This window comes from Acinetobacter sp. USHLN143, from assembly GCF_037145695.1.
GTDB classification, from domain to species: domain Bacteria; phylum Pseudomonadota; class Gammaproteobacteria; order Pseudomonadales; family Moraxellaceae; genus Acinetobacter; species Acinetobacter fasciculus.
Genome location: NZ_JBBCWZ010000001.1, coordinates 129,365 through 148,180 on the forward strand (window position 1 = coordinate 129,365; position 18,816 = coordinate 148,180).

The window sequence follows — 18,816 nt, forward strand, 5'->3', positions numbered from 1 at the left end:
GGCTTTCCAGCTTCCCCCAATCCGTTCATCACATGGGCATTGGGTTGCTGCGGACGAAGCGTGCCGTATACGAATAAACTGTGCATCTTAAGAATTCTTAAACATCATTTTGATGATTACTCTACAAATAGTAGTGCTAGACGCACCTGGTCATAAGCCATTTTAGGCGTAGTCAATTCCACAATCGGACGCAGCTTAATAGAACCGTCATCATTAAAATGTTCCGAATTTTGACGCTTGGTCAAGCGTTTATAAATCTTGCGCACCTGCTCCACGACCTCTTCACCCGGATGGGCAACTGAAATATCCAGTCCCTGCTCTTTATGCAAACGTCCCAAATGATTGATGATGGTTGCCGGAGTCAAACCACGTTCAGTCGCGATATCGGCAATTTCATAGCCTTCTTCAAACAGTTCACGCGTTTCATCTAACGTTGCAGTGGCATAGCTTTGTTTTCCAGCATTCTTGGCAATTTTCTTCTCATTGCGCTGGATTTCAACTTCATTCAAAGTCCCGCCACAATGTCGGATAAAGGCTTTGTGCTGCGCAGTCAAATCGACATTTTCGAAATTCGCTTCGGCTTCATCAGAAAGTTCCTGAAAACGGCGATCGGCTTTAATCGCCAGACTATCGAGCTCCAAAGCCTGTTCATTAAAGCCTTTTAAACGTAAGCCATTTAAGCTTTTTAAACGGGACAAGGCGACATAGCCCTGGCCTTTTTCAAAGGTATGACTCAGATCAATTTCAGCGGCTTCCAAAGTCATGCCTTGTGATTTATGAATGGTAATCGCCCAAGCCAGACGCAATGGAATCTGCTGGAAACTGGCAATGGTTTTACCGGCCTCATTGTCTACCGACCAGGTTTCAGGCTCAACCACCAATGTAGTGCCATCGGTCAGTTTGACTTTAGGCAGCACACCATATTCATCATCTTCTTCAAAACTGATCACTTCGCCCAAACTGCCGTTGATATAACCCATATCAAAGTTGTTTTTCACAAACATGACTTTGGCATGTTTTTTCAGGGTTAAGGCTTCAGGCGCTCGCACTGACGATTTTAAAGTCTCGATCAGCTTTTCATTGCCATCACACTGCGCATCAAACTGGCGCGGATCATTGTCAATTTCATTCAGATGTTTAAAGTTAATACTGTCCACATCCATATTATGCGTATACAGGCGCGTATAGGTATCACCAATTTCTTGATGTCGCGTGGCCTGTAAAGCAGTGCGGTGTTCATGGCTAATCGCCTGCGCACGGATCGCATTCAGAATGTCATTCAAATAATCATTGCCCTGACGATGCTGCTCAGTTAGGTAGCAAACGCGAAACTTGGCTTCGACCCAGGCATCCGACATAAAGCAGAATTTGTCGCGGTTGCGCTCATCATTTTTACCGACTGGCGGTAACTGGAAAAAGTCCCCTGCTACAATCACCTGAATACCACCGAAAGCTTCATCACTTTCCTTGAAATATTTCAATACCTGATTGACCAGATTCAGCTGCTTGGCATGCAGCATTGAAATTTCGTCAATAATCAGGACTTGCGCATTTTCCAGATGTTCTTTTAAGTATTTGCGCTCTTTCATCCGCTTTAAGTCTTCTTCAGACAAAAAGTCTTTAATGCCAATGCCTGCCCAGGTATGAATAGTCATACCATTCATGTGTGTGGCTGCAATACCGGTCGATGCGGTAATCGCGACGGCGACCTTACGTGCCTTTAAATAATTAATATATTGATTCAGCGTATAGGTTTTTCCTGCACCGGCAGAACCGGTTAAAAAGACATTTTCTCCTGCTTTGAGTAACTTAAGGGCAGTTTCCTGTTTCATAAGAGCAATACCGTAAAAGAACGGCTATAGCCTAACGATTTTTAGCGGAAAAGTTAAGCGTCATGGAGGAAAACAAGCTGTATTGAACTGTCAGGCCTGCAAGTTGAGCCAGTTAATAAAATGCATGGCGATATTACTGTATTCAGCTTCTGCTTTCTGGTTATTCGGATATTCCAGCTGATCAAAAATCACCTGTCCATTCACTAATTGACACCCCAAGATCAAGGGTAGGCGCACAGCAGGATGAGACATACGAAAGGCCACATACTGCCCTTCCAAAATTTGCTGAGCATAGCTTGCCGCCAGACAGTTCCTGAAAATTTTAGATTCCTCTAAAATCCGATCCAAAGTTTTAAGTTCTTCAAAACGCCAGTTGAAATACAGTAAAAATGAAACCTGAGTGATTGGTGTCCAGTTCACCAGTGCGAACTGTTTTTTCAGCTTGGCGATCATTTCCTGCTTTTGAACCTGATCATGCCAGACGACCGCCTGATTAAACAAACTGGTCCAGCTCAGATTTTTCGGTATTTCTGTATGGCTGGAAAAATACTCTACCAGATAGTCACGCACATAACTGTCAAATAGCGACTCACGTACATGCCCGCTTTGCAAATAAAACAGCTGCCTGAACTCAGTAAAAGGAATGCGATAGCGGTGCAGAACATTATAGAAATCACGATTCTGCTGGCTTTGAGGCTGAATATACACCAGAACCTCATCGGGTAAATGCGCCGTAATTTTATATAAATGCTGCATATAAGCCTGCATCATCCGGCTCAAGTTCAGATAAACCTTTTTAGTCAGCTGATCATCCATTTTAACCACATTGCGCAGCAGCTCCATCCATTCGTCCAGATACAGAATTGAGGGACTAATCGCAATCCGTTGATCCTCAATTGATTGACGTGTGCCTTTTAATACCACCGCCTGATTATACTGATGCTGAAACCAGTCATGCTGGATTGCATATTCATGCATGCTATGAATAAACAGTCGCGCTGAGACATATTGAAAATATTGTAGAGTCGCCAGAATAATCTGTGGATGAATATGGTGGCTGTCTATAAAACTTAGGGCCGTTACTGCGACCCGCACACTGCTATGCTGGATATTATTACTGATCCAGTCCAGTACCTCGGCCGGTTGCTTGAAGATCCAATTCACGGCACGATGACAGTCAAATAGTGGCAATCGGGCTACTTTTTTCTGCCATAAATACGGATGATTTTCCAGGAAATTCCGTTTGGATAATAAATCATCCCGATGCCACACGTCCCGGTTCATCAATCGGACAAAACCGAGCAGATTACTTTGCTCCTCAGCATGCCGATATAGCAAACAGATATCATCAGTGTGATCTTTCAATTCATGCAGATTAAAGCGCTCTTCAAAAGACAGCGACATAATCCGGAACATCGCCGGAGGCAAAAACTGTGCGGCGCTAAAACAGAACTCATCCAGACTATCCATCAATGACTGGATCGAAAAGAATTCATCCTGCTGCAGGCACTCCAAAGAAAAAGCCTGTTGCAAGCTTTCAAGAATCTGCTGTGGAATCTCTTGTTCATTCTGAACAAAGTTTTGCATGATAGGTGTTGTATACAACCCGGCCTTGATCAGCTGGTGGTCGATAATCTCAGCCTGAACAACCGACATCTGTCGCAAAAATTCGGACACCCGTTCCGGGCCATTAACCCACGCATAAACCTGAGCCAGGATAAGCTGACGCAACTGTTTGGCTTTGTCGCGTAAATATAGCGAATGCTGCGGTTTTAAATCCCCGGTCAGGAAATAGATGTCCTGTAAAAAGAATTCCTCTAGCGCTTCTGCTTTGTACTTCTGGAAGTAAAAATGACTGTCGACCAAAGCAGGCGCAGTTCCAGAGTCTAATGCACGTGGAGTACAAAACTGGATATAAAACAGGCCATCCAGCAATTCAATCCGATGCTGATCCTGCTGAATTTTTATTAAATTTTGTGCATTCAGATGACCAATTATTGCCATCTGATCAAGATAAAGCTGGTTGAGCTCCAGAGAAATCCGTAAACATTGTTGTGCCAATAACCTTAAAGATGCTACCAAGCTTTCCTGTTCCATACGTACACCTCGGTCATCTTAGAATCATCTTATTTTTATATTGGATCATGCTGAGTCCTTGATCGCCAATCAGTGAACACTTAAAAATACATTATGGCATCACTTGCACTATAAAACCGTCCATGCATCCTCATTGCTAAAAATAGAACATTTCAATAGATCATAGCCTAGATTTTACAGGAAGAATTTTTCTTTTTTAGTCTTGCTGACGTAGCGCCTTAAGCTCGGCCAAGCCGGTATAAATATGTTGCTGCAAGCTGTGTCGAAATGCAATCAGCTCTTCCTGAGTCTGAACCTGAGCAATCGATTGTCGCGGCATAAACTGAAAATAAAATGGCAGGCGTTTTGGGAATAATCGTTTAGGCAAAGATGGAATCACATCGCCCTGACGTAATAATTTATTGAGTTGTGGTACTTTGAGGAGTTTTTGAAAATATTTATGCTGGATGATCTTATTGGCATCAAAGCCAATCTCATAGACTTCATCCCCACCAAGCGCAGCAAAAGGGACAATATCATAGTTGAATTCCTGAGCCAGCTTTAAAAATCCGTAGCGTTGCTTCCAGATCAGTTGATACTGTTCACCCTGACGTTTGAGTACTTCGCGTCCACCTCCCGGAAAGACCAGAATAGAATAACCCTGCTGCATCACAGCACGTACATAATGCTGGATGCCATCAACTGCCCCAAACTTCTTCACGGCTTCACGCCATAAGGGCACATAAAAATGGCTATGATCCGCAATGCTGACCACAGCCACTTTATGTTCGTTATAGAGGTAATCAATCAGCATCGGCGAATCAAAGATGCCGTACATGGAATGATTACCGACATACATTGCAGGCCGACTGGCATCAATATATTCAGCCCCTAAAAAGGTAGGGGTAAAATATAATTTGGATAAGGCACTTAAGCGTCTAATCCATTGCCCATCATGTTTGACCTGCAAGCTGTCTGCTCCCTATCTACTCCGGATTATGCCACGCGTTTTTGGACCAGAATCGAACCTACTGAATAACCCGCACCAAATGAACACAACACGCCGTATTCACCATCTTCAACTTCATGTGCAGTACGATGCAAGGCAATGATCACCCCGGCAGAAGACGTGTTGGCAAACTCGTTCAGAATGATCGGTACCAGACCAGGTTTGGCATTTTCTTTACCAACCACCAGTTTCAGGATCAGTTCATTCATACTGGCATTGGCCTGGTGTAACCAGAAGCGTTTAACACCTGTCGGCTCAATCTGGTTCTTCTCCAGTTGCGCAGTAATCATTTTCGCAACCAGTGGACAGACTTCTTTAAATACCTTACGACCATCCTGACGGAAACGTTTGTCGTCAATGTCAGCATTTTCAGAAGTATTCAAGAAACCAAAGTTATTGCGGATGTTATTCGAGAACTGGGTAAACAACTCAGAATCCAGAATTTCAAAACCGGTTTTGCTGTCAGTATTTTCAATAATTGAAGCGGTTGCCACATCACCAAAAATAAAGTGACAATCACGTGAACGGAAATCGGTATGTGCAGAAGTAATTTCCACATTCACCAATAACACACGGCGCGCGCCAGCTTTGATCGCATCATAAGCCTGTTTCAGACCAAATGTTGCTGCCGAGCAGGCCACATTCATGTCATAGGCATAGCCTTTGATGCCTAAAGCAGTCTGAATTTCGATGGCGACAGCAGGATAAGCACGTTGCAAATTCGAGCATGACAAAATCACGATATCAATGTCTTCGGCAGTCACACCGGCATTTTCCATTGCCTGTTTGGCTGCAATTACGCCCCATTCTGCCTGCAGTGAAATTTCATCATCTGCACGTTCACGTAAATTTGGACGTAAGCGTTTTGGATCAAGAATACCTGATTTTTCTACGACATAACGGCGTTGTACGCCAGATGCTTTTTCAATAAAGTCTGCACTAGAACCACGACGCGCTTCAACTTCGCCTGCAGCGATTTTGTCAGCATTTTCGTGATTAAACAGTTCCACATAAGCATTTAAACTTTCAACTAATTCTTCATTGGTGATGACGTGTTCCGGATGGAATAAGCCCGTACCCGTAATGCGGATGCCCATGTAAAATTCCTTATCTGAATTACCTATATCTTAACTGATTCCAAGACGATCCCATACTTTTTGCAAGCGAGTTGGAGACACGGGTGCTTTTGTTTTCATCGGTTGTGAAAACAATGAGATTCTTAACTCCTCGACCATGAAATACAATTCTTTCAGGCGAGGGTCATCTTTAAACTTGAATAATTTTTCCATCCATTGATCAATTTGGTCAATGGCGGAATTGTCCCTTTGTAGATTATTGGGCAAGCGCTCTAAACGCAATATCAAGGCTTTTAAATAACGTGGAAATTCGCTCCACACATCGGAAGGTTTACGATATACAAAGTCAGAAAGGCTCATTAAATCAAGCTGATCTTCAATATCATTGATATTTTTTTCAAACACAGAATGGTCTAAAACCAATAATTTCCGGCGAATTTCCTGCCACTGGATGTAAATATCCGTGATCTCTTTCAGGGCAATTTGGCCATAAGTCAGGAAAGATTTTTTTACATCTTCAACTAGCTTTTGGAACTCTTGCGCATTGACAGGCAGCTCATTTATGGACATGTGTAGTGTGGCATAAACTAACATTTGTTCCAGTTGTGCCTTATCACCGAGTGGCGAATAAGCCAGCGCCAGAGGTTTGGAAATCTGTTTTTTCAACTGACGAGTCAAGTCTCCGAGTTGCATATGCACCAGTCGGATCACCCCTTCACGATGTTTTTTGATCGCTTCAGCCTGATCATTAAAAGTCTGGATCACTACACCCGATTCATCTTTCTGCTCCAGGGCAGCAAAAGCTTTGGTCGGAACCAGCGCCTGATACTGCTTGACCACGACACCGGTGACTTTTTGCGAGGCTTCAAATACGAAACTTTCCGGGAAGGTTTTAAATTCACCTTTAAGCTGTTTAACCGGACTATGCGTTTCAGTGCGGCAGCGTGCTTTCAGCTCCGCCAGATCACGCCCCTGTTCAATGACACGGCCTTTTTCATCAGTCACTTTAATAAATGGCAACAGATACTGATCGACCCGGTCAAAACTGAAATCTTTCTCAGTGATTTGATCACCACGCAACTGGAATGCCAAAAAACTAAAAATATGCTTCTGTAAATCCTGCGCATCTACTTTTGCCATGAGTTTTCGTGCAGTATCCGGAATCGGCACCAGATTACGGCGCTTGTCCTTCGGCAAAGCTTTTAGCAATGCTTCAATCAGATCCAGACGCCATCCCGGAATTCCCCATGACCAGATACCTTCATCGACCTGGGCCAAAGCTTGCAGTGGAATTTTAACTGTCGCGCCATCTTCATCATGACTCGGGTCAAAACGATAGGTTGCAGCCAGATGCAGGCTACCATTCTGCAAATAGTCTGGGAATTGCTGTGTCGTCGGACGGTCATTCAGCCACAGCGCATCATCATCAACAAATAAATAACGCGGATTCTGAGGCTCTACTGTGGCACGCCAGTCTTCAAAACTACGCCGGCTAGCCACTTCAGGCGGCACTTTCGAGGCATAGAACTGGTAAATGGTTTCTTCATCAACCACCAGATCACGACGGCGTAATTTGTCTTCTACTCGCTCGACTTCTTCCAGTTTAAGCAAGTTATGCTTTAAAAATGGTGGAGTAATGCCTAAATGCCCAGTGGTTAAAGCATCCCGCAAGAAAATTTCATGTGCGGCCGCCTGATCTACTTTTTCATAATTGATTGGGCGTTTCGGCTCAATAATCAGACCAAATAATGAAATCTGATCATAGGCATTCACCACACCGGCTTTTTTCGACCAGTGCGGTTCAAAATAATGATGCTTGAGCAGGTCACGCGCGGCCAGCAGAATCCATTCCGGCTCAATCTTGGCCAGGGTACGTAAATATACCTGAGAGGTTTCCACCATCTCAAAAGCCATCACCCACGGCGTATTGGTCTTGTGCAAGGTAGAAGCCGGGAAAATCCGTGCTTTTTGCTGACGCACCGCCATAAAAACATTACGCTCATCGGTCTTGTTGGCGATAAACGATAAGAGACCGGTCAACAAGGCACGGTGCAGATTTTCATAACTGGCTTTCTTTTCATTAAATGACAGTTTTAAACCCTTAGCCAACTCCACCAGCTGCTCATGAGTTTTCTTCCATTCACGCAGACGCAGCCAGCTCAGGAAGTGATTACGCGCAAAAGTACGGCGCTTATTTTCACTCATGCTTTCGCGGTTATTGTGCAGCGTCTCCCAGAGCTTGATATAGAACAGGAAATCAGAATCAGCTTCACGGAATAGTGCATGTTTCTGATCTGCCTGCATCTGCTTGTCCGCAGGGCGTTCACGCGGATCCTGAACTGCAAGCGCTGCCACAATCACCAGAACTTCGTTCAGCACGCCAAAATGTGCACCACCAAGAATCATGCGGGCCAGACGTGGATCGATCGGCATTTTCGCCATTTGCTGACCAATTTTGGTTAGTGCATCTCCCACCTTAACATTTCCCCCTTTTTTTAAGGGGGCAGAAGTTGCAGATTGAGATTGCTTTTCATCTGTAACTTCAGGGGAATTATCTTGAGAATGAGACGCTTTCTTTTCACTCATTGCCCCGAGTTCAATCAGCAATTTACGACCATCATTTACCAGACGATGATCTGGTGGCTCAATGAAATCGAAGTCTTCCAGTGAACCCAAGCCCAGACTTTGCATCTGCAAAATCACCGATGCCAGGTTGGTCCGTTTAATCTCCGGTTCAGTAAATTCAGGACGGCTCAGAAAATCATCTTCGCTATACAAACGGATACAGACACCCGGCGCTATACGGCCACAACGACCTTTACGTTGGTTCGCGGCTGCCTGAGAAACAGCTTCAATCGGCAGGCGTTGCACCCGTGAACGATAGTTATAACGTGAAATACGCGCAAAACCGCTATCAATTACATAACGGATATTCGGAACGGTTAAAGCCGTTTCTGCCACGTTGGTGGCAATAATAATGCGTCGCCCACCACCAGAAGGATTAAAGATTTTCTGCTGTTCAGCCAGCGCCAGACGCGCATATAAAGTTAATACTTCCGTATGGCGTGGCCCATGTTTGATCAGGGTTTCCTGTAGCTCGCGAATTTCCTGTTCAGTACTGGCAAAAATAAGGATGTCGGCATGTTCAGGATGGCCTTTTTCCTGTGCATCCTGAAAGCATTCTTCGACTGCTTTGACCACAGCGCGAGGCAGATTTTCTTCAAAGTCATCAAACTCGTCATCATCACTACCGCCAATGCTCATTTCCGAGATCGGGCGATAACGTAGCTCGACTGGGAAACTGCGGCCTTCTACTTCAAAAATTGGTGCACCATTGAAGTAACTGCTAAAACGGTTTACATCCAGGGTTGCAGAAGTAATGATGACTTTCAGATCGGGACGACGCGGCAACAGTTGCTTCAGATAACCCATAATGAAGTCGATATTCAGTGAGCGTTCATGCGCTTCATCAATAATAATCGTGTCATATTTGGTCAGGTAGCGGTCATGCGTCAGTTCGGCCAGTAAAATACCGTCAGTCATCAAACGCACAATTGAGTCTTGTGAACCCTGTTCCGTAAAACGTACTTTAAAGGAAATTGATTCACCGAGTTTTTCGCCAACTTCTTCGGCAATACGCTGTGATACGCTACGGGCTGCCAGTCGACGCGGCTGGGTATGTCCGATCATTCCGGTCAGGCCACATCCAGCCAGCATAGCAATTTGCGGTAACTGGGTGGTTTTACCAGAACCGGTTTCGCCAGCCACAATAATCACCTGATGCTTTTGAATCGCGGCAATCAGCTTATCAGTGTACTGAGTAACCGGTAGATCCTGATTCAGCTTGATGTTCGGAAGACGTTCAAGCCGTTGCCGTACTTTCAGATTGGATTTTTCAAATAATTCCTGATACTGCTTGGCATCTGCGTCTTTCCCCTTTTTCAGTCGATTTAAACGGTGACGGTCACGCGCCATTATCCATTGATCTACATTTAAATGACTCTGCACAGAGAAAACACCCACATCAAAAAACAGGAAAGGTTTATTTTACTTGGTTCATTAGATTTCAGATAGTCGTAGTTCTGTTAAGTGCCGGACAAATTGGCTTTGGCTGCCTGATTTCCCTCAATTCAGCGCCATAAACCTATCAAAATATCTATATGACACGCTTGAATTTTCCTGAGTAGATTTAATCATCAGTTTAATTTTGAAATTGATATTTAAATTATTTTGCGGAAAACATGCTTTTTTCCTGATTCACCCTTGAATTTTTTGGTTTCAACATCATGTTTGCTAGCACGAGGAAAAAGAGATAATTTTGTCATCAGGCCATCATCTTGATGCTGCTGAATGAACAAAGCGATTTTGCCGAAGTGGCGCATTTTTACTTAATTCGGTTTTTCCGATGTTTGTAATGTAAAAATACCATTTTAGCATCAACCAAAATTTCGATACTCTTATTCAAAATCAAAGACTACCTCAATCATGGAGACAATGATGAGCTTAATTAATACTGAAGTTAAACCATTTAAAGCAACTGCATTCCAAAACGGCAAATTCATTGAAGTTACTGAAGCTGACCTGAAAGGCAAATGGTCTGTTGTATTCTTCTACCCAGCTGACTTCACTTTCGTTTGCCCGACTGAACTTGGTGACCTTGCTGACAACTACGCTGAATTCCAAAAACTAGGCGTTGAAATCTACTCAGTTTCTACTGACACGCATTTCACTCACAAAGCTTGGCACGATTCTTCAGAAGAAATCAAAAAAATCCAGTATGTAATGGTTGGTGATGCAAACTGGACTCTTGCTAAAAACTTTGACGTATTAATCGAAGCTGACGGCCTTGCTGATCGTGGTACTTTCGTGATCGATCCAGAAGGTAAAATCCAAATCGTTGAAATCAACGCTGGTGGTATCGGCCGTGACGCTCAAGAACTTCTTCGTAAAGTTAAAGCAGCTCAGTATGTACACGCTCACCCAGGCGAAGTTTGCCCAGCTAAATGGAAAGAAGGCGATGCAACTCTTGCTCCTTCAATCGACCTAGTAGGTAAAATCTAATTTTAATTAGATTGAACTGATTCAAAAAACCACGCTTTTTAGCGTGGTTTTTTATGGTTTAAGCTTTTATCTCAGCGCAATACGGGATTTTATTTTTTAAAATGATTTTGTTAGGACTTTAAATATTGCAGTCCTATTTTTTTCTTGATCCATCATATAAAAATTCAGGCATATCTTTTGCTTCGCTTTCTCATAATCCTTACCCATTCTTACAATTGAGCTATACATCTGCAGAGCCATATGGCATAAGTTCAAATGATAAGATAAGAAATATTCAGTGGAGGAACGCATATGCAAAAACTGCTTACCGTGATTTCTTGGAAATACAATCCCTCAAGCCGCCACCTGAAAATTGTATACAGTAATGGTCATACTGAACTGTATCATCCCGTACCTGAATTTATTTATGACAACCTGTTAAGACGCCAAGATAAAGCTGCATTTGTAGAAAAGTATCTCGAATATAATTTACATTTTAATAAAATTTGCATGGATTAGAGCGAATCAAATTAACGAAATCCCACCATCAGCAAACCTGCGCCTATGGGTACAGTACTCATGATAAAACGTGGGTCTTGCTGAATTAAGGCAATAAACTCTTCGACTTCTGCTGCATGTGAAATGACATTATCAACTACCAGTAACCCGCCCTTTGCTTTAAGTAATCGACTCAAATGTGGCCAGTAACTGACATAAGCATCTCGTTCAGCATCTAACAGGATAAAATCAAATATTTCCTTTTCTGCCTCCAGATAAACCTGAGCATCAATTACTTTAAAATTGATTAAATCTGCAAGATCTATTTCTGTCGCATATTGCTTTGCCTGAGCAACCCGTTCTGCATCAACTTCAAGAGTTGTAATCATGGCTTGAGTCTGCCGAGCCGCTTCTGCCAGCCATAAAGTGGAATAACCGGTAGAGGTGCCAATTTCCAGAATATTTTTGGATTGTTGCGCACGAATCAGCATAGATAAAAATCGGCCTGATTCTGGCTCTATATTGCGATATCGGTGCAGGCGATCTGCCTGTTTAAGGTCATGCCTATGAAATTTTTCATATAATTCTTGCATGAATCTTTCAAATTCATCTGAATTTTGCATCACTCTTCCCTGAGTCTGTTTGGCTTAAAGTGCCTGAATCAATTTAAAGCGTTCTACTTCACGATCATCGTGGGTAGTAATGGTCTCAGTGAACATCGTTAAAGGACGTACCCAAATTGAATAATCCCCATAAAGACATTGATAAACCACTAGCTTTTCTTCAGTTTCACTGTGCGTGGCAACATGAAACACCTGATAAAGCTGTCCCTTATAATGTTGATAAATACCGCGTTGTAATTCCATCATTCAAGTCTCAAATATCTTGTTTTAATCTTAGCTGAAAATCCTTATTCTTGCTCTAAACTACTTGAAAATTAATCTTTCACCCCCATATAGAACTTTGAAATTAATGATGAATTTTTCAATAAATCTGTAAATCCGATCAACAAGATAAAAACAAACTGTTTTACCTATTTATTCAATTCATTTAATATCTTGTTATCAAATAAACATTTACTCCTTTGGAGACGTTAGCAATGTTAGACCAAAATACTTCAGCTCAACTTAAAACCCTATTAGAACGCCTGGAAGGCCCAATTGAACTGGTCGCCACTCTGGATAGTTCTGACAAATCAGCCAAAATCCAGGAACTGGTGTCCGAGGTTGCTGCACTGTCTGATCTGGTGACTGCACGCTTTGACGGGAACAATGCACGTGCGCCAAGCTTTGGTATTGCTAAAGCTGGTGAAGAACCACGTGTATTCTTTGCAGGCTTGCCAATGGGCCATGAGTTCACTTCGCTGATTCTGGCATTGCTGCAAACTTCAGGTTATGCACCGAAAGTCTCTGATGAAGTGCTAGCGAATATCAAGAGCCTGGGTGTTCAATCTAACTTTGACGTGTTCGTATCATTAAGTTGCCATAACTGTCCGGATGTGGTTCAGGCACTCAACCTGATCGCCATCTATAACCCGGGCACTACAGCGACCATGATTGATGGTGCTTTCTTCCAGGAAGAAGTGGAAGAACGCAAGATCATGGCGGTGCCGATGGTATTCCAGGACAACCAGCATATTGGTCAGGGTCGTATGACACTGGAAGAAATTATCGCCAAGCTGGATAGCAATGCCGCTGCCAAAGATGCTGAAAAGCTGAATGCCAAAGACACCTTTGATGTCCTGGTGATTGGTGGTGGACCTGCAGGCAATACTTCAGCCATCTATGCAGCGCGTAAAGGCATTAAGACCGGGATCGTGGCGGAGCGCATGGGCGGTCAGGTCATGGATACCATGGACATTGAAAACTTTACGTCTGTACAGAAGACCCAAGGTCCTAAATTTGCAGCCGAGATGGAAGCCCACGTGCGTGAATATGGTGTCGACATCATGAACCTGCAACGTGTGTCTGATATCAAAGGGGCAGACGAAACGGCCAATGGTCTGGTGGAAGTGACTTTAGCGAATGGTGCCAAACTGGAATCTAAAACCGTGATTCTGTCGACCGGCGCACGCTGGAGAGAGATGAACGTTCCGGGTGAGCAGGAATATAAAACTCGTGGTGTAGCCTACTGCCCGCACTGTGATGGTCCTTTGTTCAAGGGTAAACGTGTTGCGGTCATCGGTGGCGGTAACTCGGGTGTCGAAGCGGCGATTGACCTGGCGGGGATTGTGGAGCATGTCACCCTGGTGGAGTTTGATACCAAATTGCGTGCGGATCAGGTGTTGCAAGACAAGCTGAACAGCTTGCCGAATACCACCGTGATCAAGAATGCCTTGTCGACTGAAGTGCTGGGTGATGGTTCACAGGTGACCGGTCTGAAATATAAAGACCGTGCGACTGATGAAGAGCATACGGTAGAACTTGCGGGGATCTTCGTGCAGATCGGTTTGTTGCCAAACACGGATTTCCTGAAAGAAACAGCTGTTGAGCTAACCAACCGTGGCGAGATTGTGATTAACGACCGCAACGAAACCAATGTGAAAGGCGTATTTGCTGCAGGTGACTGTACCACAGTGCCGTACAAGCAGATCATCATTGCCACCGGTGAAGGTGCCAAGGCATCACTGTCTGCTTTTGATTACATCATCCGTTCTGGGCAGTAAGTTTTAGACTAGCTCAAATAAAGCCCGCTTGATGCGGGCTTTATTATGTATATTTTCAAGAGAATTAACTCTTAATTCATTGATTATTATTTGATTAATGAAAATATTTCTTACATTTTAAGAAAATCCTACTGCTTGTGTAATGAATTTTTATACTCTATTGTCTCTATGTAATTATCAGCAATTGCTTATTGCAAGCTGATGCTGCTCTACCTATGATAAAAAACCAATTGAATCATCTTTCATGATCGAAGAATAAAAAGGATAACATCCTGGGAGAAGAACAATGCAGTATCAATATCATTGTGCTTGCTGCGAAAAAGTAGTCGACTCTACAGAAAAATCATGCTCAAACTGTGGCTCACATCATATTCGCAGCCCTTTTGGTTTCTGGATTTTTTGTCTTGTGGCCTGCCTCGTTACAGCAATCGTATTTAAAGTCGTGCATTTGTATGTGCAATCACAACAAGAAGTTCCTATACAACACTCTATACTGGATGTTTTAAAAGAAGAAGATAAAAGACTTCGCTAATTTCATGCATCTCACAGCAAAGACCTGTTAGTTCAAACAAGTCTTTTTATTACTCTTAAATAATTCAAATAGAGATGCGGAAAATAACCTCATCAAATCCAGCTTTGATTTACAATAGCTGTGGATTTGAATGAGAGATGTGCCATGGTTCAGTTAATTAAAAAAGGTGGATTGCGTGAGCGCGCTAACCGTAGTCGCAGTTATCAAGGCTCTGAAAATACTGAAACCACCTTAAAGCCTAATCGTTATCAAACGGCGGTTAAAACACCAGACAACTCAGCCTCTCCTGCCTCGACCTCACCAATATCTCCAGCATTAAATGAAGATGTACCACTTAATTCATCAGAATAAGTGCGTCATACCATAACCACAATGCAAATAGCAGAAATAGTCCGCCTGAAATCATATCAATATAACTCCCCGAACGCTGGTACAAGGTTTTAATTTTTGGTTGGGAAATCAACAGCATCAATAAAGCAAAGGTGATAAAGGTCTGCAAAGGAATAATCACTGCCAGCTGTGTTTTCAAATAATCTGAAGCAGATGAACTTAAGGCCAGTGAAAATACGCTACTAAAATAGATCAGTGTTTTGGGATTAGAAAGGTTGGTCCATAAGCCCAACATAAAATAGTTTTTAGCTTGCACCTGTCCATTTGTATCGTCGTCGGTCTGATGTCTATGTTTAAAGCTATGCACACCACCCTTTAACATGGCCCATCCCATTTTAGCCAGGAACACACCACCGAGCACCATCAATACCTGTTGAATCCATGGAAACTGGTCAATTAACACGGTAAAACCCGCAAGTGTCAGTATTACCCAAACCACGATACCGGCAGAGATCCCTGCAATAACTTTCAGGGCATTCTGGCGTGTGGTGGATGCGGCACTTTTGGCAATGAGCAAAACATCGGGACCGGGACTGAGTTGAGCAACAAAATGCAGGAGACAGATCGTAAAAAGCAGAGACATTAAAATCAGGTAAATTTATAAAAATATATTATAGCGTTTGTTCAAAGATATTAGAAAGTTCCAATAAAAAACCGAATCATCAGATTCGGCTTAAATAGAGTTTTTTAATAAAACAATTATTTCGGATTGATATCTTTCATTTCAATTTTTTTCGCCTCAGGTCTCACTTCACGTGCTTCACCATCAATAATGGTGGAATCGCCGCGACCTGATTGCTGATTTTGCATATCCTGCATTTGACGCATCATTTCGGCAAATGGATTCTGGCCTTGTGCCCCACCCATATCGCCCATCATGCCCCCCATCATTTTTTCCATCATGAGTTGCTGACGCTTCATCATCGCTTTCATTATGGCAGCCTTAAAAACCTGCTGAACCGCTGGAATGAGCATCAATACGGCCAATACGTCGGTAATCAATCCAGGAATAAGCAGAAAGAAACCTGCCAGAATTTTAGGTAAATTTCCTGTTAATGCAGGATCTGCACTCATCTGTCCCATCTGCATTTGCTGCATTTGTGGCATTACACCGGCCGAGTATTTACGGATCAGATTCATACCAATAAAAAATGCGGCCACAAACCAGAAAAATACGTACCACATGCTCCCGACGAGGTCACCCACGCCAATCCAGACAAATACTTCTAGGATTAAGCCTGCAAGGATAATAAGAAATAATTTCATGAAAATTAATCTAATCTCAGTAAAATAAATAATAGGATGCTGGAATCAACTGCTTCATCAGGATCAAGCTTTTTTGATACGCTTATGTAACAATATGGGCATTATTCTATTTTTAAAGTGCGGGCATGTCATTAATTATTGGGATTGACCCCGGTTCTCGTTTAACCGGTTACGGAATTATCGAAAAAGACGGCTCCAAACTGACTTTTGTTGATGCCGGCACCATCAGAACAGAAACGACAGAAATGCCTGAACGTTTAAAACGCATCTTTGCCGGGGTGGAGCGTATTGTAAAATTTTATGGCCCCACTGAAGCTGCGGTCGAACAAGTCTTTATGGCACAAAATCCGGATTCTGCCTTAAAACTCGGTCAGGCTCGTGGTGCTGCTGTTGCGGCATTGGTCAATCTGGATTTGAAAGTCGCTGAATATACTGCGCGCCAGATCAAGCAGTCGGTAGTGGGTTATGGCGCTGCCGATAAAGAACAGGTGCAGATGATGGTAATGAATATTCTAAAACTCAGCATCAAACCGCAACAGGATGCCGCCGATGCTTTAGCTGCTGCTATTTGTCATGCCCACGCCTCAGGCAGTATGAGTAAAATGGCGGTATTAAATGCGTTGGGTGGTATGGCACGCGGCCGGAGTCGCGTCAGTAGCCGTCGTCGATAAGGTTTAACGCAATATTATAAAGTCTTGAGCATCTAGCTCAGATTCCAGATACTCTTGAATAACCGCTTGTACGATTGCACGAGCAGGCCCTTTCCAACTTCGTGTAATCATTTCCTGAAGTTGGGAGTCTGTTCCAGCAATAACGGCCTCCACCTCACCTGTGCTCAAGTTCTTCACATATCCTTTCAGTCCAAGCGCCTGAGCCTGCTCGGCAAACCAGTAACGGTATCCGACTCCTTGAACTTGGCCTGAAATATTCAGTTTGATGACTGGCACACTATTCTCCTTAGCGATTCACGACCTGATAAATCGCATGTTTCATATCCTGTGCCTGCAAGCCACGTTCGCCATTTTTGGCCAGTTCATCACCTGCAAGTGCATGCAGCGTCACAATTTCATGCAAATAAATTTTTTGCGCAAATTGCGCCTTTAGACTGGCAATCATGCCGGCCAGCACATCCCCCATTCCGCCAGTTCCCATACCGGCATTCCCGGCATTGCAGATGTAAAGCCTTTCTTCCAGAATCAGGCTGCCTGAACCTTTTAGCACCCACTGTCCCTGATATTTTTGTTGCAGGGCATGAATGGCTGCAATCCGATCCATTTCAACTTCCGCAGTGCTACATGCTAGCAAAGTTGCAGCTTCTCCTGGATGTGGTGTGGCATAAGTCTGGGAATTCAAAACTTGAGGCTGCTTGGCCAGAAACCATAAGGCATCCGCATCCAAAACAACCTCCAGATCAGATTGCTGAGTCAGCTCAAACCAAGCTGTATATTGTTGCTCTGACCAAGAATCACGACCTAATCCCATGCCAAAACAGACTGCATCGACCTGCTGAATCAGTGCTTGGCGTTGCTCCTGAGTTAAAAGATTGATATCACGCAGCATGATATTCGGTGCACGTGACAAAATCGCAGTATGGTGTTTTGCATCACAGACGATCGTCACTTTACCTGCTCCGGCAGCAAATGCTGCCTCTGCTGCCATGATCACTGCCCCCCCCATATCGGCATGACCACCTACAACCAAGACATGACCATAACTGCCTTTATGACCAAAGGCTTCACGCTTCGGCAATTGAATCTGATGTGATGAAAGACAAGCAATTGGTTGAAGCTCAGTATCTGTCGGGATAGCAGAAATCAGTTCGATCTTGCCCGCATATTCTTTGCCTTGTCCGGTAAACAGTCCTGCCTTAAGCCCTAAACCCGTGAAAGTGTAGTCAGCTTTAATCGCAACAGGCAAAGGCTGGCCGGTATTGGCATCCAATCCACTCGGAATATCAATTGAGATTTTTAATCCAGTTTGCTGATTGATCGTTTGAATAACATTTTGCCAGTCAAAGTCCAGCTGACGGTTCAGACCAATTCCGAATAATGCATCGATATAGACCTCACATTCAGATTGAAAATCAAAATGCGAATAAGGCTGCAAGCCAGCTTGCTGAGCTTCCTGCACAGCCGATGCTAAATCTTTGGAATTACCCAACTCAACTGCATAAATATCAACACTGAAGCCCGCCTGTTTGAGATATTTGGCCACAAGATAGCCATCGCCGGCATTATTACCCTGACCACAGCAGACAGCGATTTTTTTTATTTTTTGCTGGGAAAATAAAGTGATCAGCCGCTGACTAATCCCCCAGGCGACTTGTTGCATTAAACCGTAGGAACTATTTTGCTGTTGAAACCAGCGCTGCTCCCATGCTTGTAGATCACGGCTATGGTAAACTTGTTGCTGCATTTCTTATTCCCTGTCTT

Annotated in this window: 17 protein-coding genes; 6 read left to right on the forward strand and 11 right to left on the reverse strand. The window is 43.5% G+C overall.

What is annotated here, in order from left to right:
• Positions 1 to 116: 116 nt before the first annotated feature.
• The 5 genes from WFH18_RS00630 to WFH18_RS00650 all read right to left on the reverse strand — a co-directional run bounded on the left by WFH18_RS00630 (position 117) and on the right by WFH18_RS00650 (position 10,001).
• Positions 117 to 1,832, reverse strand: a complete 1,716-nt coding sequence (locus WFH18_RS00630) for an AAA family ATPase (protein ID WP_004278911.1) — start codon at positions 1,830 to 1,832, stop codon at positions 117 to 119.
• Between the two features lie 90 nt (positions 1,833 to 1,922).
• Complete coding sequence (locus tag WFH18_RS00635) at positions 1,923 to 3,929, reverse strand: hypothetical protein (RefSeq protein ID WP_004278912.1); 2,007 nt, start codon at positions 3,927 to 3,929, stop codon at positions 1,923 to 1,925.
• Between the two features lie 196 nt (positions 3,930 to 4,125).
• A complete protein-coding gene (locus tag WFH18_RS00640) occupies positions 4,126 to 4,878 on the reverse strand; it encodes a 1-acyl-sn-glycerol-3-phosphate acyltransferase (protein WP_004278913.1) in 753 nt (250 codons plus the stop codon).
• A 26-nt stretch (positions 4,879 to 4,904) separates the two neighbouring features.
• A complete protein-coding gene (locus WFH18_RS00645; RefSeq protein WP_004278914.1) occupies positions 4,905 to 6,014 on the reverse strand; it encodes a beta-ketoacyl-ACP synthase III in 1,110 nt (369 codons plus the stop codon).
• 30 nt (positions 6,015 to 6,044) lie between these two features.
• On the reverse strand, positions 6,045 to 10,001 hold the full coding sequence (locus tag WFH18_RS00650; RefSeq protein WP_034618976.1) for a DUF3418 domain-containing protein: 3,957 nt from the start codon (positions 9,999 to 10,001) through the stop codon (positions 6,045 to 6,047).
• Positions 10,002 to 10,490: 489 nt separating this feature from the next.
• On the opposite strand from WFH18_RS00650, the gene ahpC reads away from it, so the two are divergent.
• Complete coding sequence (gene ahpC / locus WFH18_RS00655; RefSeq protein WP_004278916.1) at positions 10,491 to 11,054, forward strand: alkyl hydroperoxide reductase subunit C; 564 nt, start codon at positions 10,491 to 10,493, stop codon at positions 11,052 to 11,054.
• Between the two features lie 291 nt (positions 11,055 to 11,345).
• On the forward strand, positions 11,346 to 11,552 hold the full coding sequence (locus WFH18_RS00660; protein WP_004278917.1) for a KTSC domain-containing protein: 207 nt from the start codon (positions 11,346 to 11,348) through the stop codon (positions 11,550 to 11,552).
• Positions 11,553 to 11,563: 11 nt separating this feature from the next.
• On the opposite strand, the gene WFH18_RS00665 is transcribed toward WFH18_RS00660, so the two are convergent.
• On the reverse strand, positions 11,564 to 12,154 hold the full coding sequence (locus WFH18_RS00665) for an O-methyltransferase (RefSeq protein ID WP_004278918.1): 591 nt from the start codon (positions 12,152 to 12,154) through the stop codon (positions 11,564 to 11,566).
• A 24-nt stretch (positions 12,155 to 12,178) separates the two neighbouring features.
• Positions 12,179 to 12,397, reverse strand: a complete 219-nt coding sequence (locus tag WFH18_RS00670) for a DUF1653 domain-containing protein (RefSeq protein WP_004278919.1) — start codon at positions 12,395 to 12,397, stop codon at positions 12,179 to 12,181.
• Between the two features lie 233 nt (positions 12,398 to 12,630).
• Between WFH18_RS00670 and ahpF the strand changes: the two genes are divergently transcribed.
• From ahpF to WFH18_RS00685, 3 genes are all read left to right on the forward strand, one after another.
• Complete coding sequence (gene ahpF, locus WFH18_RS00675; protein ID WP_004278920.1) at positions 12,631 to 14,196, forward strand: alkyl hydroperoxide reductase subunit F; 1,566 nt, start codon at positions 12,631 to 12,633, stop codon at positions 14,194 to 14,196.
• Between the two features lie 286 nt (positions 14,197 to 14,482).
• Entirely contained in the window at positions 14,483 to 14,728 is a 246-nt protein-coding gene (locus tag WFH18_RS00680) for a hypothetical protein (RefSeq protein WP_004278921.1), read from the forward strand.
• Between the two features lie 144 nt (positions 14,729 to 14,872).
• Positions 14,873 to 15,079 carry a hypothetical protein gene (locus WFH18_RS00685; RefSeq protein ID WP_004731506.1) on the forward strand — a complete coding sequence of 69 codons (207 nt, stop codon included), beginning with the start codon at positions 14,873 to 14,875 and terminating at the stop codon, positions 15,077 to 15,079.
• Here the strand turns inward: WFH18_RS00685 and WFH18_RS00690 are convergent.
• A complete protein-coding gene (locus tag WFH18_RS00690; RefSeq protein WP_004278923.1) occupies positions 15,063 to 15,701 on the reverse strand; it encodes a LysE family transporter in 639 nt (212 codons plus the stop codon). The two genes, WFH18_RS00685 and WFH18_RS00690, sit on opposite strands and share 17 nt — an antisense overlap.
• Before the next feature lie 116 nt (positions 15,702 to 15,817).
• A complete protein-coding gene (locus WFH18_RS00695; RefSeq protein WP_004278924.1) occupies positions 15,818 to 16,384 on the reverse strand; it encodes an FxsA family protein in 567 nt (188 codons plus the stop codon).
• A 125-nt stretch (positions 16,385 to 16,509) separates the two neighbouring features.
• On the opposite strand from WFH18_RS00695, the gene ruvC reads away from it, so the two are divergent.
• Positions 16,510 to 17,055 (forward strand): crossover junction endodeoxyribonuclease RuvC, encoded by a 546-nt coding sequence (ruvC, locus tag WFH18_RS00700; protein WP_004278925.1) that lies wholly within the window; start codon positions 16,510 to 16,512, stop codon positions 17,053 to 17,055.
• A 3-nt stretch (positions 17,056 to 17,058) separates the two neighbouring features.
• Here ruvC and WFH18_RS00705 read toward each other — a convergent pair whose 3' ends face one another.
• The gene (locus WFH18_RS00705; protein WP_004278926.1) at positions 17,059 to 17,331 is read right to left on the reverse strand and encodes an acylphosphatase; all 273 of its coding nucleotides are present in this window, start codon (positions 17,329 to 17,331) and stop codon (positions 17,059 to 17,061) included.
• 10 nt (positions 17,332 to 17,341) lie between these two features.
• Positions 17,342 to 18,799, reverse strand: a complete 1,458-nt coding sequence (locus tag WFH18_RS00710; protein WP_004731509.1) for a bifunctional ADP-dependent NAD(P)H-hydrate dehydratase/NAD(P)H-hydrate epimerase — start codon at positions 18,797 to 18,799, stop codon at positions 17,342 to 17,344.
• Between the last annotated feature and the right edge of the window lie 17 nt (positions 18,800 to 18,816).

Bases quoted from the DNA above. Each gene is read 5' to 3' on its own strand.
- WFH18_RS00630 (WP_004278911.1), bottom strand. From the start codon at position 1,832: ATGAAACAGGAAACTGCCCTTAAGTTACTCAAAGCAGGAGAAAATGTC.
- WFH18_RS00635 (WP_004278912.1), bottom strand. From the start codon at position 3,929: ATGGAACAGGAAAGCTTGGTAGCATCTTTAAGGTTATTGGCACAACAA.
- WFH18_RS00645 (WP_004278914.1), bottom strand. From the start codon at position 6,014: ATGGGCATCCGCATTACGGGTACGGGCTTATTCCATCCGGAACACGTC.
- ahpC (WP_004278916.1), top strand. From the start codon at position 10,491: ATGAGCTTAATTAATACTGAAGTTAAACCATTTAAAGCAACTGCATTC.
- WFH18_RS00660 (WP_004278917.1), top strand. From the start codon at position 11,346: ATGCAAAAACTGCTTACCGTGATTTCTTGGAAATACAATCCCTCAAGC.
- WFH18_RS00665 (WP_004278918.1), bottom strand. From the start codon at position 12,154: ATGCAAAATTCAGATGAATTTGAAAGATTCATGCAAGAATTATATGAA.
- WFH18_RS00670 (WP_004278919.1), bottom strand. From the start codon at position 12,397: ATGGAATTACAACGCGGTATTTATCAACATTATAAGGGACAGCTTTAT.
- ahpF (WP_004278920.1), top strand. From the start codon at position 12,631: ATGTTAGACCAAAATACTTCAGCTCAACTTAAAACCCTATTAGAACGC.
- WFH18_RS00680 (WP_004278921.1), top strand. From the start codon at position 14,483: ATGCAGTATCAATATCATTGTGCTTGCTGCGAAAAAGTAGTCGACTCT.
- WFH18_RS00685 (WP_004731506.1), top strand. From the start codon at position 14,873: ATGGTTCAGTTAATTAAAAAAGGTGGATTGCGTGAGCGCGCTAACCGT.
- WFH18_RS00690 (WP_004278923.1), bottom strand. From the start codon at position 15,701: ATGTCTCTGCTTTTTACGATCTGTCTCCTGCATTTTGTTGCTCAACTC.
- WFH18_RS00695 (WP_004278924.1), bottom strand. From the start codon at position 16,384: ATGAAATTATTTCTTATTATCCTTGCAGGCTTAATCCTAGAAGTATTT.
- ruvC (WP_004278925.1), top strand. From the start codon at position 16,510: ATGTCATTAATTATTGGGATTGACCCCGGTTCTCGTTTAACCGGTTAC.
- WFH18_RS00710 (WP_004731509.1), bottom strand. From the start codon at position 18,799: ATGCAGCAACAAGTTTACCATAGCCGTGATCTACAAGCATGGGAGCAG.